General features: G+C 63.9%; 12 protein-coding genes. 4 read left to right on the forward strand and 8 right to left on the reverse strand.

Going from position 1 to position 14,800, the window contains the following annotated elements:
* From ABFX19_RS10850 to ABFX19_RS10880, 7 genes are all read right to left on the reverse strand, one after another.
* Positions 1-1,032 (reverse strand): gluconeogenesis factor YvcK family protein, encoded by a 1,032-nt coding sequence (locus tag ABFX19_RS10850; RefSeq protein ID WP_277357186.1) that lies wholly within the window; start codon positions 1,030-1,032, stop codon positions 1-3.
* Positions 1,032-1,931, reverse strand: coding sequence for an RNase adapter RapZ (gene rapZ, locus ABFX19_RS10855; protein WP_277357187.1), 900 nt, complete (start codon positions 1,929-1,931; stop codon positions 1,032-1,034). Before rapZ ends, ABFX19_RS10850 begins: the two co-directional genes overlap by 1 nt.
* Positions 1,932-2,004: 73 nt before the next feature.
* Entirely contained in the window at positions 2,005-4,023 is a 2,019-nt protein-coding gene (gene uvrC / locus ABFX19_RS10860; protein WP_277357188.1) for an excinuclease ABC subunit UvrC, read from the reverse strand.
* 81 nt (positions 4,024-4,104) lie between these two features.
* Entirely contained in the window at positions 4,105-4,770 is a 666-nt protein-coding gene (locus tag ABFX19_RS10865) for a lysophospholipid acyltransferase family protein (protein WP_277357189.1), read from the reverse strand.
* A complete protein-coding gene (locus ABFX19_RS10870) occupies positions 4,757-5,461 on the reverse strand; it encodes an HAD hydrolase-like protein (protein WP_277357190.1) in 705 nt (234 codons plus the stop codon). Before ABFX19_RS10870 ends, ABFX19_RS10865 begins: the two co-directional genes overlap by 14 nt.
* A gap of 61 nt (positions 5,462-5,522) precedes the next feature.
* A complete protein-coding gene (gene uvrA, locus ABFX19_RS10875) occupies positions 5,523-8,426 on the reverse strand; it encodes an excinuclease ABC subunit UvrA (protein WP_277357191.1) in 2,904 nt (967 codons plus the stop codon).
* 74 nt (positions 8,427-8,500) lie between these two features.
* The gene (locus tag ABFX19_RS10880; RefSeq protein ID WP_277357192.1) at positions 8,501-8,878 is read right to left on the reverse strand and encodes a GntR family transcriptional regulator; all 378 of its coding nucleotides are present in this window, start codon (positions 8,876-8,878) and stop codon (positions 8,501-8,503) included.
* An 85-nt stretch (positions 8,879-8,963) separates the two neighbouring features.
* On the opposite strand from ABFX19_RS10880, the gene ABFX19_RS10885 reads away from it, so the two are divergent.
* The gene (locus ABFX19_RS10885) at positions 8,964-9,602 is read left to right on the forward strand and encodes an MBL fold metallo-hydrolase (RefSeq protein WP_277357193.1); all 639 of its coding nucleotides are present in this window, start codon (positions 8,964-8,966) and stop codon (positions 9,600-9,602) included.
* Here the strand turns inward: ABFX19_RS10885 and ABFX19_RS10890 are convergent.
* A complete protein-coding gene (locus ABFX19_RS10890) occupies positions 9,588-10,391 on the reverse strand; it encodes a trans-aconitate 2-methyltransferase (protein ID WP_346028291.1) in 804 nt (267 codons plus the stop codon). The genes ABFX19_RS10885 and ABFX19_RS10890 overlap by 15 nt on opposite strands.
* Before the next feature lie 44 nt (positions 10,392-10,435).
* Between ABFX19_RS10890 and ABFX19_RS10895 the strand changes: the two genes are divergently transcribed.
* Genes ABFX19_RS10895 through ABFX19_RS10905 form a run of 3 tightly spaced genes read left to right on the forward strand, consistent with a single transcriptional unit; the run spans position 10,436 to position 14,777 of the window.
* A complete protein-coding gene (locus ABFX19_RS10895) occupies positions 10,436-12,970 on the forward strand; it encodes a DEAD/DEAH box helicase (protein WP_346028292.1) in 2,535 nt (844 codons plus the stop codon).
* A 20-nt stretch (positions 12,971-12,990) separates the two neighbouring features.
* Complete coding sequence (locus tag ABFX19_RS10900) at positions 12,991-13,473, forward strand: GNAT family N-acetyltransferase (RefSeq protein ID WP_056547526.1); 483 nt, start codon at positions 12,991-12,993, stop codon at positions 13,471-13,473.
* Positions 13,474-13,508: 35 nt separating this feature from the next.
* Positions 13,509-14,777 (forward strand): alpha/beta fold hydrolase, encoded by a 1,269-nt coding sequence (locus ABFX19_RS10905; protein ID WP_346028419.1) that lies wholly within the window; start codon positions 13,509-13,511, stop codon positions 14,775-14,777.
* Positions 14,778-14,800 lie beyond the last annotated feature (23 nt).

Raw genomic sequence — 14,800 nt, forward strand, 5'->3', positions numbered from 1 at the left:
CTAGAATTCGCCGAACATGTCGTGGTAGGCCGTTGCCAGGCGCAACGCGTCATGGACCGGTCCGCCGCTTGAAGACCCTACTTTACCCAAGAACGCCCGGCCGCCCATCTCTGCTACAGCGGCTTCGAACTCGCCGCGGTCGGCAACCACCGAAGGGTCCGCGATGACGGCGTCGATGCGGAAGTCGGGCGCGTAACGCCTGATCACCGCGAGGTGATCGACAGCGCTCATTCCGAGAGTTTCCTTGGTGTCGTTGGTTAGATTCATCGTCAGGCAACGCCGAGCAGTAGTGGTGCAGAGTGCATCCCGCAGCTCGGGCAGAAGGAGGTGTGGAAGCACGGAGGTGTACCAGGATCCCGGTCCGAGGATGACCCAATCGGCCAACTCGATCGCGTTGAGTGCATCAACGCAAGCCGGAGCGTCCTCGGGAAGCAGGCGCACCTTGCTGACGTTCCCGGAACTTCCCGCCATGGCGAGTTGTGCCTGCCCGGACACTCTCCGGAGCCGCAGGCCGCCGTCAACCTCTGTCAACACATCGCCCTCGATAGTCAGCGGCACGCTGGCCATCGGCAGCACACGTCCACGCGCGCCGAGGAGCGCTCCTGCCCACTGAAGGCCCGCGACGGGGTCGCCGAGCAGCTCCCACAGCGTGACGATGAGGAGATTGCCGAGTGCGTGGTTGTCGAGCGAACCCTCTACTCCATCCCGGGATGCAAATCGGTGCTGCATCACATCCCGCCAGGTCCTCCCCCAGTCGGTGTCATCACAGAGCGCTGCCAAGGCCATCCGGAGGTCCCCGGGCGGGAGGACACCAAGTTCGCGGCGCAGCCGTCCGGAGGAGCCGCCGTCATCCGCTACGGTCACTACAGCAGTGAGCTCAGATGTGAGGAGCCGCAGCGCCGACAGCGACGCCGACAATCCGTGGCCGCCGCCCAGGGCGACGACGGACGGAGCGCTCTCCTGGAATCCTATGCCGGAGCGCACGGCCGACGTGGCGGGAATCAGCGGCAGCGATCCGGTGAGGACCGCCACTATTCCCGCCCGAGGTCTCGGTGGTGTGCGGTCACCTGTACGCGGGGCAATTGCGCAAGCCGCTGCGCAATCTCCTCGGTCACCGCAACAGAGCGGTGCTTGCCGCCCGTGCAGCCGACAGCAATCGTGGCATAGTGCTTATTCTCGCGGCGATAGCCCTCGAGGACGGGCTCGAGGGCGTTCACGTACCGGTCTATGAACTCGGCCGCGCCGTTCGCCTCGAGGACATAATCCCGGACAGGTTCATCCATGCCGGTCTGCGGCCGGAGTACGGGCACCCAGTGCGGGTTCGGGATGAAGCGGACATCCGCGACGAAGTTGGCGTCGACAGGCAAACCGTACTTGAAGCCAAAGCTCATGACGTTCAACCGCAGGACGATCGGACCTGAGTCCGAGAACAGTTCAGTGATGGTGGTTGCGAGTGCGTGCACGTTCAGCTGGGTGGTGTCCACCACGAGATCCGATGCGTGCTTGAGTTCCTGCAGCACCTCCCGTTCCGCCGAGATGCCGTCCAGGATACGGCCGTCCCCCTGGAGGGGATGCGGCCGCCGTCCCTGCTCGAAACGCCGCACCAGGGTGTTGTCTGCTGCATCGAGAAACAGGACCCGGTAGGTGATCCCCGCCGTCCGGAGCGCTGCCAGGGACCCCTGCACGTTCTGGAACAGTTCCTTGCTCCGGACGTCGATGACGACCGCGAGCTTCGGTATGGACTCCGGTGTACGGGACACGATCTCGGTGAGGGTGCTCAGCATCTGCGGCGGAAGGTTCTCCACGACGTACCAGCCGTGGTCTTCCAGCGCGTTTGCCGCCGTACTGCGGCCGGCACCGGACATGCCCGTAACCACGAGCAGTTCGGATTCGGCAGGTTTGACCGGCGTTAGACCGTCAGTCTGGTTCATATGTTCGTTTTCCGTCCCACCATCACACGCAAAGGTGCGCCAGCCTCAGGGCCGGCGTCCACATCTACCCTAACTAAGAATCGAGTATTTCGCCGGTCGCCATGTTCACGGCAGCGACGGGCGTCCTGTCCACCCCTTCGCCGCTTCCGGGCGCGAGCTGATGCCGGATCACAGCGGCCAACGCAGGCCCGACGCCCTGCACCGCCTGCAGTTCCTCCACACTTGCCGACCTGAGTTTGCGGACCGAGCCGAAGTGCTTCAGCAGGGCGCGCCGTTTCGCAGGCCCGAGCCCGGGCACCTCGTCCAATACCGACACCGTCATTGATTTTCCACGCTTCTGGCGGTGGTACGCCAGCGCAAACCGGTGGGCCTCATCGCGGATGCGCTGGAGGAGGAACAATCCCTCCGAAGCGCGCGGCAGGATGACAGGAAAGTCCCCCTCAGGCAGCCAGACCTCTTCAAGCCGCTTCGCGAGGCCGATGACGAAGACGTCGTCGATTCCAAGGTCTGCCAGCGCACGTGCGGCCGCTCGCACCTGTGGCTGGCCGCCGTCCACCACCACGAGGTTGGGCGGGTAGGCGAACTTCTGGCGTGTTGGCGCTTTCGGATCCGCGGGCACCGGGCTGCCGCCGTCGTCGTCCTTGTATCCGTCTTCATTTCCGTCTCCGGGCAGGGAATCCAGCGGGTTACTCTCGGCAAGATAGTTGCGGAATCTGCGCGAGATGACGTCATACATGGACGAGGTGTCATCGCGTGCGGCGTCCCCGGTGATGGAGAACCTGCGGTAGTCGGACTTGCGGGGCAGTCCGTCCTCAACCACGACCATCGACGCCACCACATTGGTGCCCTGGACATGCGAGATATCGAAGCATTCGATCCGCATCAGCGGCATGGGCAGATCCAGCGCTTCCTGCAACTCCTGCAGGGCAGCAGACCGCGTGGTGATGTCGCCGGCACGGCGGCTCTTGTGAAGCCTGAGGGAGTCGGCGGCGTTCTGCCTGACCGTACCGAGCAGAGTGGCCTTGTCCCCCCGCTGCGGCACCCGGATATCCACGCGGGCTCCACGGAGCTGGTACAGCCATTCACGTATCTGTTCCTCGTTACTCGGCATTTCCGGAACGAGTACTTCGCGGGGAATCCGGTTGTTGCTGCTGTTACCCTCGCCGTACACCTGCTGCAGGAGGTGCTCAACGAGGTCTGCGGTGGTCATGTCCTCCACCTTTTCCACCATCCATCCGCGCTGACCGCGGATCCTTCCGCCGCGTACGTGGAAAACCTGGGCTGCGGCTTCGAGTTCATCCTCGGCGAGGGCGAACACGTCGGCGTCCGTGTCTTCACTGAGTACGACGGTGTTGCGTTCGAAGACCCTCTTCAACGCGGCGATGTCATCGCGGACACGTGCGGCCGACTCATAATCGAGTTCGGCAACCGCCGCGGACATCTTCTGTTCGAGCTCACGGATGAAGCGTCCAGCCTGTCCGGACATGAAGTCGCAGAACTGTACCGCGAGCTCGCGGTGGTCTTCCGGTGAGATGCGTCCCACACAGGGGGCAGAACACTTGTCGATGTAACCCAGCAGACACGGCCGGCCCGAGCGTTCTGCTCGCTTGAAGACGCCGCTGCTGCACGTGCGCACAGGAAAGACGCGGAGCAGGGTGTCGACCGTCTCGCGGATCGCTTTCGCCGGGTAGAAGGGACCGAAGTAGCGGGTGTCTTTGCGCCGGTCACCGCGCATGACCTGCACTCGAGGGTACTTTTCCCCCAACGTGACCGCCAGGTAGGGGTAGGACTTGTCATCCCGGAACATCACGTTGAAGCGCGGGTTGAATTCCTTGATCCAGGTGTACTCCAGCTGGAGCGCCTCAAGCTCACTGCCGACGACCGTCCACTCAACACTTGACGCAGTGTGCACCATGGCCCGGGTGCGCGGCATCAACCCCTGAGGATTCGAGAAATAGGAGTTAAGCCTGGAGCGAAGGTTCTTCGCCTTGCCGACGTAGACTACCCGCCGATGCTGGTCGCGAAACCGATACACCCCTGGATCCTGCGGGATCTCGCCGGCTTTCGGGCGGTACGTTGCTGGATCTGCCACCCGAATATCCTACCGGCGTGCCGCTACTGAGCTGTCGGCTACCGAGCCGTCGGTGCCGGAGCGTGTTCGGGCAGCCGGGCGTCATTCGGCCGGACCTACGTTGTAACCGGCGGCCCTGGCCTGGCCGGTCAGCACCGCTATGGCGTCCATGATCGTATCGGTGGCCTGCCTGCGTGCAGGCAGGGAGTGGTCCGGGCCTGTCCGCTCGAAATACAGCGGCTTGCCGATCTTCATGGTGAAGTGTTGTGGACGGATCCAGCGGCTGCCCGCCGGCTGGAGCCGATCCGTACCGAGCAGCCCCACCGGCACCACCGGCGCACCGGTGGTGAGCGCGAGCCACCCCACGCCGGTCCTCCCCCGGTACAGCAGTCCATCGCGGGATCGTGTCCCTTCCGGGTAAATGCCGACGCCGTCTCCCGCCTCCAGCATGCCGAGCAGGGTCTTGAGCGCCTGGACGCTTGCTGCCTGTTGGCCCCGCTGGACGGGAATCGATCCGACTCCCTCAAAGAACGAGCGCATCAGCGCGCCTTTCATGCCGGTGCCTGTGAAGTACTCCGCTTTGGCGAAGAACGCTACGGGACGCGGCATGAGGGCCTGCACCAGGACGCTGTCGAGAAATGACAGGTGGTTGGGGGCGACGATGAACCCACCGCTGGGCGGTACGTTCTCAAGTCCTTGGACGGTGGGCCGGCACAAACCGGCGATCAGGCCGCGGGTGCTGCTGCGCGTGAGGTCATAGACGCCCACGGGTCACCGCCCGGGCCGGCTCCGCGTACGCAAGGATGTGTTCGAGCAGACTGCCCGCCGTGGACACGATCGCGGCGGGCCCGGCTGACTCGAACTCCCGTTCGCTGCCGAATCCCCACGCGACGGCGATGCAGTCCAAGCCGTTGGCTGCTGCGCCTTCAATGTCATGCACGCGGTCACCGACCATAAGCGCACGGTCGAAGTTGCCCTGATGCCTGGCGAGTGCCTCCGCAATGATGGTTCGCTTGCCGTCCAGCGCAGCGGCCGCCAGCTCGTTGTCCGGTGAGCCGTGGATGGACGCGAAAAGGTTTGCCATTTCCTGGACTTCGAGGAGCTCGCGGGCAAGCGTTTCGGGTTTCTGCGTGGCGACGGCAACCAGATGCCCGCGGTTTAGGAGTTCCGCGACCGCATCCGCTACGCCCGGATACGGCCTGCTCTGCGCCATTCCGTGGGCGCGATAGGCGGCGCGATAGAGAGAAATCACCTCGTCCACGCGGTTCTCGGGGACCTTCGCTATGTCTACGAGCGAGCGCACCAGCGCCGGCCCGACCATCCGACGCATATCCGCCGGGCCAGGCACCGGCAGGCCGAGCTTACCCAGCGCCCCGGCGATCCCACCGGTGATTGCGCCCTCCGGGTCCACCAGCGTGCCGTCCAGGTCAAACAGAACGAGCAGGCGCGTATTCTTCACGGGGCAAGTTTCCCATAACGGCACCTCTGCCCGGAAATTGCATTCCTCATTCGGCATATGGTCAGGCGTTCAGAACCTCCGCCAGGAACTTGCCGGTGTAGCTCACCTCCGCGACAGCGACCTGTTCCGGGGTTCCCGTGGCGATGATTTCACCACCGCCGGACCCACCGTCCGGGCCGAGGTCGATCACCCAGTCCGCACTCTTGATCACGTCGAGGTTGTGTTCAATGGTGATGACGGTGTTTCCCTTGTCCACAAGCCCCTGCAGGACCTGCAGCAACTTGCGGATGTCCTCGAAGTGCAGCCCTGTCGTGGGTTCATCGAGGACATAAACGCTGCGTCCATTCGAGCGCTTCTGCAGCTCGCTGGCCAGCTTCACGCGTTGGGCTTCACCACCGGAGAGGGTTGTGGCGGGCTGCCCGAGGCGGACATATCCCAGACCGACATCCACCAGGGTGGTGAGGTGGCGCGCTATCGGGGTGAAGGCTGCGAAGAACTCCGCTGCTTCCTCGATCGGCATGTCCAGCACATCGGCGATCGTCTTGCCCTTGTAGTGAACCTCAAGTGTTTCCCTGTTGTACCGCGCGCCCTGGCACACCTCGCAGGGCACGTAGACATCGGGCAGGAAGTTCATTTCGATCTTCAGCGTGCCGTCCCCCGAGCACGCCTCACACCGGCCGCCCTTGACGTTGAAGGAGAACCTGCCCGGCAGATAGCCGCGGACCTTCGCCTCCGTTGTCTCGGCGAACAGCTTTCGGATGTTGTCGAAGACCCCGGTGTAGGTAGCGGGATTCGAGCGCGGGGTCCTGCCGATGGGGCCCTGATCAACGTGGATGACCTTGTCCAGGTGTTGCAGCCCATCGATTCTGCGGTGGCGTCCGGCCACCTGCTTTGCGCCGTTGAGTTTGTTGGCAAGCACCTTGTACAGGATCTCGTTCACGAGCGTGGACTTGCCCGACCCGCTGACGCCGGTCACCGCGGTCAGAACTCCCAGGGGGAAGGTCGCATCCACGCCCTTCAGGTTATGTTCGCGGGCGCCCACAACTTTGAGTTGGCGGGAGCGGTCAATCTTGCGGCGTTTGGCCGGCATCTCGATCTTCCGCCGCCCTGAAAGATAGTCGCCGGTGATGGACCTCTCGTTCAGGAGGAGATCCTCGAGAGAGCCGGAGTGGACAACCTCCCCGCCGTGTTCCCCTGCACCCGGTCCGATGTCGACGATCCAGTCTGCCTCGTTGATGGTGTCTTCATCGTGTTCCACCACGATCAACGTGTTGCCCAGGTTACGCAGCCGGGTAAGGGTTTCGATGAGACGCCGGTTGTCCCGCTGGTGGAGGCCGATGGAGGGTTCATCAAGGACGTACAGCACGCCCACCAGACCGGAGCCGATCTGGGTGGCAAGGCGGATCCGCTGCGCCTCGCCGCCCGAGAGGGTTCCTGCTGCCCGTTCAAGGTTCAGGTATTCGAGCCCGACATCGAGCAGAAACCGCAGCCGCGCCTGGATCTCCTTGAGGACCTGGGAGGCAATCTGCGCCTCGCGCCCCGTGAGGACGAGGTTATTCAGGAAGTCACTGCACTCGCGCATAGGCAGAGCGGCTACTTCGGCGATGGACCGCCCGTTGATCAGTACGGACAGCGATGCCGGATTGAGGCGTGCTCCACCGCATTCCGGGCAGGGAATCTGCCGCATGTATTCCTCGTAGCGGTCCCGCGCGTAGTCGGACTCCGTCTCGAGGTGCTTGCGGTGGATGTACTGGACAGCGCCCTCGAAGCCCGTGCTGTACTTCCGCTCGCGGCCGAAACGGTTGCGGTACTGCACCACTACCTTGTGGTCCTTGCCATACAGTGCGGCGTCCCGGGCATGCGCCGGCAGCTTCTTCCAGGGGGTGTCCATGGAGAAGTCGAGTTCCTTCGACAGTCCCTCGAGCAGGCGTGTCCAGTACTCGAGCGTTGCTGTACCCAGTGCCCATGGGGCGATGGCTCCCTCGCCGAGGGCGAGGTCCGGGTTGGGAACGACGAGTTCTTCATCCACCTCGAGTTTGGTGCCGATGCCGGTGCACGCGGGGCACGCGCCGAAGGGATTGTTGAAGGAGAACGACCGTGGCTCGATCTCGTCGATCGCAAGTGGGTGCTCGTTGGGACATGCCAGATTCTCCGAAAAGGCGCGCAGCCGGAGCGGGTCCCCGGACTCCAGGTCAACGAAGTCAGCCAGTACGCGCCCCTCGGCGAGGTTGAGCGCCGTTTCAATTGAATCGGTGAGCCGTTGCCGGACACCGCCCTTGATGACCAGGCGGTCGACAACCACCTCGATGGTGTGTTTGAACTGCTTGCCCAGTTTGGGCGGATCAGTCAGCTGAACAAGATCTCCGTCCACGCGGGCACGGGAATAACCCTTTGCAGCCAGGTCCTGGAAGAGATCGACGAACTCACCTTTACGGCCGCGCACCACGGGCGCGAGGACCTGAAAACGGGTACCCTCGTCCAGCTCCATGAGCTGGTCGACAATCTGCTGCGGCGTCTGCTTGATGACGGCCTCGCCGCATACCGGGCAGTGCGGCCTGCCGACGCGGGCCCATAGCAGCCGCATGTAATCGTAAATCTCTGTAATGGTACCGACGGTGGACCGCGGGTTCTTGCTCGTGGACTTCTGGTCGATCGATACCGCGGGTGAGAGGCCCTCGATGAAATCCACGTCAGGCTTGTCCACCTGCCCGAGGAACTGCCGGGCGTAGGCGGAGAGCGACTCGACGTAGCGGCGCTGTCCCTCGGCAAAGATGGTGTCGAAAGCCAGGGAAGACTTGCCGGAGCCGGAGAGTCCGGTGAAGACGATCATCGCGTCCCGCGGCAGGTCCAGATCGACGTTGCGCAGGTTGTGTTCCCTTGCACCCTTGACAATGAGCCGCGAAAGATCCTGGGGCAGCTTGTCAGGGTTGGAGAGACCGGAATCCACGGAGGTTGCTATAGACACCATTACACTTTAGGGGAAACGCCGTTCGAAGACATATTCGAACGCGGGTTTTCGCGGCGTGTCGGGCTGAATGTTCACCGACGGCGCAGAGCCGCACGCAGGTAGGAGACTGCTTCTTCCTCCGTAAGCCCATTCGCCTTGATGAGCCTGGCATATTCCGCGGCTCCCTCCGCGGCCTTGCGCCGTGCTTCATCCCCCGCGGCCGCCACCACCGTACCGGCGCGCGAACGGGTGACGACAATGCGTGCCTGTTCCAGTTCGCGGTACGCGCGGGCCACGGTGTTGACAGCTACACCCAGATGACCGGCAAGGGTACGGACAGGAGGAAGTCGTGTACCCACCGGGAGCGAGCCGTCATTTGCAGCGTCCAGGATCTGTACTCGCAACTGCTCGTACGGCGGCACAGAGCTGGCCGGATCGATCCGCAGCCACGCCGATACATCAGAATTCACGGTGCGCGCTCCTGGACGACAGTGGAAGGGTGCTCACATTCTGCCACGCGGTGTGCAGCATCACCATCGGCACTAGGGTTGGACCATGTATGACCTCACCGACGTGACCATCCGTTCCTGCTCAGTCAGCGAAATGGACAACAACGTCTACCTCATTACCGCGAAGACCACCGGCGCCCAGGTTCTCATCGACGCAGCCGACGACGCTCGGGCCATCGAACGCCTGCTTGCCGACGGCGCTCAGGACACCGGCGTCCCCGCCAAGCTCGCCCTTGTCATCACCACGCACTCGCACTGGGATCATGTGCGTGCGCTGGCAGAGGTTGTACGTGCCACAGGAGCCCGAACTGCTGCCGGCGCCGACGATGTTGATGACATCGCAGTCCCCACCGACGTCCCACTCGCCCATGGTGATGTGGGCACCTTTGACGGCTTCACCCTGGAAGCAATCTCGCTACGCGGACACACTCCCGGGTCCATCGCGCTGGCGTACCGGGACCCGAGCGGTCCCGTGCACCTGTTCACCGGCGATTCCCTCTTCCCGGGCGGCGTTGGGAACACGGGCGGAGACGCGCAGCGTTTCGAGTCCCTTTACTCCGACGTGGTTGAGCGCATCTTCAACACGTTCGACGACGATACGATCGTGCATCCCGGTCATGGGAAGCCGACCACCCTCGGTGCGGAGCGGCCGTCCCTCGCCCAGTGGCGTTCACGCGGCTGGTGAGATGCCAGTGCTCGATCTGGTGCCCACAGCGAAGATCCGCCTGAACGCAAGCAGCGTGCCGCCGTCCGGCTCCGGCGGGTACGCCGCGGAAAGCATTGCGGCGTAGGTGCGCTCAAACTCTGCTGCGTCAGCAGCCGGAAGGGCTGCAAGAATCGGCCGCAGCCCGGTGCCGCGCACCCATTCCAGCACCGGATCCGCTCCGGTGAGCAGATGCTGGTAGGTGGTCTCCCAGATATCGGCCTCCAAACCGGCCCCGCGCAGGAGCCGGTGGTAGTCCTCCGGTGGGCTGACGACGTCGTCGTGCCTCAGGATAGAGCCCAGTTGCTGACACCAGCGCTCGGACTCCGCCAGCCTGCGCATCAGCACGTGGGAGGGCGCCGAGAAGTTGCCCGGAACCTGGAACGCCAGGCAGGCTCGCTCCTCAAGTGCGGCGGCCCACCGCGCCAGCAACGTCTGATGATCGGGCACCCACTGCAGGACGGCGTTGGAAACGACGACGTCGGTGCCCGCCTCCGGCGTCCAGTCCCGGACATCTCCCGGCACAAACGCGAGGTTGGCCGGGGTGTCTTCCAGACTCCGGGCTCGCTCGACCATCTCAGGAGACGAATCGATGCCGAGCACCTCTGCCTCCGGCCATCTGCGTGCGAGAACGACGGTGAGTTCACCTGGCCCGCAGCCCAGGTCGACGATCCTCCTTGGAGCCGGGTGGTCGATGCGGCCGACCAGGTCGAAGAACGGGCGCGCCCGGTGATCGGAAAAGGCGGCGTACTGTGCGGGGTCCCAGCGCATCGGCCAAGCATATCGCGGGCCCTCAACGGATAGGCTGGGAGGACATGAACATCCAGGAGCACCTCCCCCAGATCGAGCGCCAAGGCACACTCGACGCTGACGCCGTGTACACGGCCTTCCATTCGTGGTCCGCGAGCACCGGGCTCACCCTGTATCCCGCACAGGACGAGGCCGTTCTTGAGCTCATATCGGGCAACAACGTAATCCTCGCGACCCCCACGGGATCCGGAAAGTCGCTGGTGGCCGTCGCCGCGCATTTCCACGCTGTCGCTGAAGGGCGCAGGAGCTACTACACAGCGCCTATCAAAGCGCTGGTCTCGGAGAAGTTCTTTGCGCTGTGCGCCATCTTCGGGGCCGAGAATGTCGGCATGGTGACCGGTGATTCCGCAGTGAACCAGGACGCTCCAATCATCTGTTGCACCGCGGAGATCCTCGCGAACATTGCCCTGCGTGAGGGCGCTAGGGCCGATGTCGGCACCGTCGTCATGGACGAGTTTCACTTCTACGCTGATCCTCAGCGCGGCTGGGCCTGGCAGGTTTCGCTGCTTGAGCTGCCGCAGGCCCAATTCCTCCTGATGTCCGCGACTCTCGGCGACGTCGAGCGCTTTGAGAAAGACCTGACGGAACGTACCGGCCGTTCAACGGTTCTTGTCAGCTCCGGTGACCGGCCGATCCCACTCAACTTCTACTACTCTGAAGACCCCCTCCAGGAAGCGCTCGAGGAATTACTCTCAACCCACCAGGCCCCCGTGTACGTAGTGCACTTCAGCCAGGCGGAAGCCATCGAGCGCGCGCAAAATCTGATGAGCATCAACGTGTGCACGCGTGAGGAGAAAGACAGGATCGCGGCGCTCATTGCCAGCTTCCGGTTCTCTTCCGGATTCGGCAAAACGCTGAACCGGCTGGTACGCCACGGAATCGGCGTGCACCACGCCGGCATGCTGCCGAAGTATCGGCGCCTGGTGGAGCAGCTTGCCCAGGCCGGCCTGCTGAAGGTGATCTGCGGTACCGACACCCTGGGTGTGGGCATCAACGTGCCGATCCGAACCGTCATGCTGACAGCCCTCAGCAAATACGACGGCGTCCGCACCCGACCACTCAACGTACGCGAATTCCACCAGATCGCCGGCCGGGCGGGGCGTGCCGGCTATGACACGTCCGGCACGGTGGTGGTTCAGGCGCCGGATCACGTCGTGGAGAATACCAAAGCCATGGCGAAGGCGGTCGCGAAGTTCGGTGACGACCAGAAAAAGCTGCGGCAAGTGGTGCGCAAGAAGCCGCCGCAGGGGTTCGTGTCCTGGGGCAAACCCACCTACGACCGCCTGGTCGAGGGCACTCCGGAGCCGCTGGCCTCCAGCTTTGCCGTCAGCCACTCGATGCTGCTCAACCTGCTTGAACGCCCCGGCGATCCCCTCCATGCCGTCCAGAACCTGCTGCGGAACAACCACGAACCGCAGGCGCGGCAGTTCGCCCACCTCCGGCGGGCAATCAGCATCTATCGGGAGCTGGTGACCGCGGGTATCGTTGAGCGGCTTGCCGAACCGGATGAGGAAGGCAGGACGGTGCGGCTGCGGGTCCACCTGCAGGCCAACTTCGCACTGAATCAGCCGCTGTCCCCGTTCGCGCTCGCAAGTCTTGAGCTCCTCGACCCGGAGAGTCCTGCCTATGCGCTTGACGTCGTTTCCGTGATCGAAGCCACCCTCGAAAAGCCGCGACAGGTACTCAGCGCCCAGGAAAAGAAGGCACGCGGCGAAGCTGTCGCCGCCATGAAGGCGGACGGCCTCGACTACGACCAGCGGATGGCCCGGCTTGAGGAGATTTCGTATCCACAGCCGCTGGCTGAGCTCCTGCAGCACGCCTTCGACACCTACCGTTCAGGTGCTCCATGGCTCGGCGATTTCGAGCTCACGCCCAAATCCGTGGTGCGGGATATGTACGAGCGGGCCATGAACTTCGGCGAGTACGTTGCGTTCTACTCCCTCGCGCGGTCGGAGGGAATCCTCCTGCGATACCTTGCCGACTGCTTCAAGGCACTGCGCCAGACAGTCCCGCGGGACGCCCTCCGGGAAGACCTGACCGACATCATCGAATGGCTCGGCGAAATGATCCGTCAGGTGGACTCGAGCCTGCTTGACGAATGGGAGCAGTTGGCGGCCGGCGCTGCCTCGTCCGATACCGGAACTGTCGATCTGCCGCCGGAGCCGGATTCGGTCACGTCGAATGAGCGTGCATTCCGGGTAATGGTGCGCAACGAGATGTTCCAGCGCGTTCAGCTGTTCGCTGACGAGGATGAGGAAGCACTCGGCCGGCTGGACGAGTCATCGGGCTGGAACGCGGCGCGCTGGGCCGAGGCCATGGACGGATACTTCGACGCCCATGATGACATCGACGACGGCCCGAACGCACGCGGTCCGGCGCTGCTCATCATCAAGCAATTTCCGGACCGCTGGGAAGTACGGCAGATTTTCAAGGACCCGTCCGGCGACCAGGACTGGGGCATCAACGCGGTGGTGGATCTGGCAGCCTCCGACGACGCCGGCTTCCCCGTTCTCGCCATCACGTCGGTTGGCGGTCCCTGATCCTACTAGGCTTGGAAACCATGACTCCCATCCGCGAAGCACGCCGGGACGACGTGCCCACCATCCTGCAACTGATCCACGACCTCGCGGTCTATGAAAAGGAACCGGACGCCGTGCGCAACACGGTGGAAGGGCTCGAGGAAGCCCTCTTCGGTCCCAACCCGCGAATCTTCGCCCATATCGCTGAGGACGACGGCGGTGTTCAGGGATTCGCTCTCTGGTTCCTGAATTACTCCACGTGGGAAGGTGTCCACGGCATCTACCTCGAGGATCTTTATGTTCGCCCGGAAGCCCGGGGTTCGGGTTACGGGAAGGCACTGCTCCAGACGCTCGCGGGCATTGCTGCCGAACGGGGCTATGCCCGGGTGGAATGGTCAGTGCTCAACTGGAATGAACCGTCCATTCAGTTCTACCGGAGCCTCGGTGCCCAGGCGCAGGACGAGTGGTCAACCTTCAGGCTGACAGGAGCACCGCTGGCCGCCTTCGCTGGAACCGGCGCGTGAGCTCCGCGGCGCACCACACCGGACCGACGCACGTAATGCGCGGTGTCCGAAGCACCGCCCACCGTTTCCGGGTTCCGCTCGACCACAAGGATCCAGCTGGAGAGCACATCTCCCTCTTTGCCCGGGAATACAGTTCCACGGACCACTCCGACGCTGACGCTGCCCGGCTTCCCTGGCTGCTGTTCCTGCAGGGCGGGCCCGGTGTGCGCGGCAACCGCACCACGCAGCTGTCCGGATGGATGAAGGCAGCCGCCAGGGACTTCCGGATCCTGATGCTGGACCAGCGGGGCACGGGCTTCTCCACGCCGGCCGATTCGGTGACCCTGCCGCAACGTGGCACCCCTGCTGAGCAGGCCGCGTACCTGCGGCATTTCCGTGCTGATTCCATCGTCGCCGACGCTGAGCTGATGCGTGCCGCGCTGGGCTCGGCGCCGTGGACAGTGTTCGGGCAAAGCTTCGGCGGATTCTGCACACTCTCCTACCTTTCCCTGGCGCCCGAGGGAATGGACCGTGCCCTGATCACCGGCGGGCTGGCGCCCCTTGCAGGGCCTCCGGAGGGCGTCTACCGATCAACTTTCAGGCGGGTGGCGGCGCGCAATGCCGAATACTTCACCCGCTACCCCGAGGACAGGGCAGCCGTCACGCGCATTATGCGGCACCTGGATCGGGTGGAGGAGTTCCTGCCCACCGGTGAGCGCCTGACTCCGCAGCGTTTCCAGATGGTCGGCTCATTCCTGGGTGGTAACACGCGGGTCGATGCGCTGCACTATTTGCTGGAGGATGCCTTCGCTGATGCTTCCGGCGCGGATCGCCTCTCCCCCGTCTTCCTCGACCAGCTCCCGGCGGTCGTGAGCAGGCGCTCGAATCCGCTCTATGCGCTCCTCCACGAATCCATCTACTGTCAGGGCGAGGCCTCCAACTGGGCTGCCCTGCGCGTGCTGGCGCAATTTCCCGAGTTTGCACCCGATGCCCCTGACCCACTGCTCACCGGAGAGATGGTCTACCCCTGGTACTTCGATGAGGACCCTTCATTGGTTCCGCTGAAGGAAACGGCTGAGCTGATCGCCGCTGTGGACGATTGGGGCCCGCTGTACGACGTGCAGCAGCTGGCCGCCAATACCGTTCCGGCTGCCGCAGCAGTCTATAGCGACGACATCTACGTGGACCGGGACTTATCCCTCAAGACAGCAGTCTCGGTCCGGGGCCTGCAGGTGTGGGAGACCGCTGACTTCCACCACGACGGAATTTCCGACGACGGCGATGCCATCTTCTCGCGCCTGCTCGCGATGACCCGCACGGCCTAGAGTCTCCTTCAACGCCGAAGGCG

Origin of the sequence: Arthrobacter parietis, assembly GCF_039530425.1 — a bacterium.
GTDB classification, from domain to species: Bacteria; Actinomycetota; Actinomycetes; order Actinomycetales; family Micrococcaceae; genus Arthrobacter_D; species Arthrobacter_D parietis.

Coding starts and splice junctions, on each gene's coding strand:
- ABFX19_RS10885 (WP_277357193.1), top strand. CDS start 8,964: ATGTATGACCTCACCGACGTGACCATCCGTTCCTGCTCAGTCAGCGAA.
- ABFX19_RS10905 (WP_346028419.1), top strand. CDS start 13,509: ATGCGCGGTGTCCGAAGCACCGCCCACCGTTTCCGGGTTCCGCTCGAC.
- rapZ (WP_277357187.1), bottom strand. CDS start 1,931: ATGAACCAGACTGACGGTCTAACGCCGGTCAAACCTGCCGAATCCGAA.
- ABFX19_RS10900 (WP_056547526.1), top strand. CDS start 12,991: ATGACTCCCATCCGCGAAGCACGCCGGGACGACGTGCCCACCATCCTG.
- ABFX19_RS10895 (WP_346028292.1), top strand. CDS start 10,436: ATGAACATCCAGGAGCACCTCCCCCAGATCGAGCGCCAAGGCACACTC.
- ABFX19_RS10890 (WP_346028291.1), bottom strand. CDS start 10,391: ATGCGCTGGGACCCCGCACAGTACGCCGCCTTTTCCGATCACCGGGCG.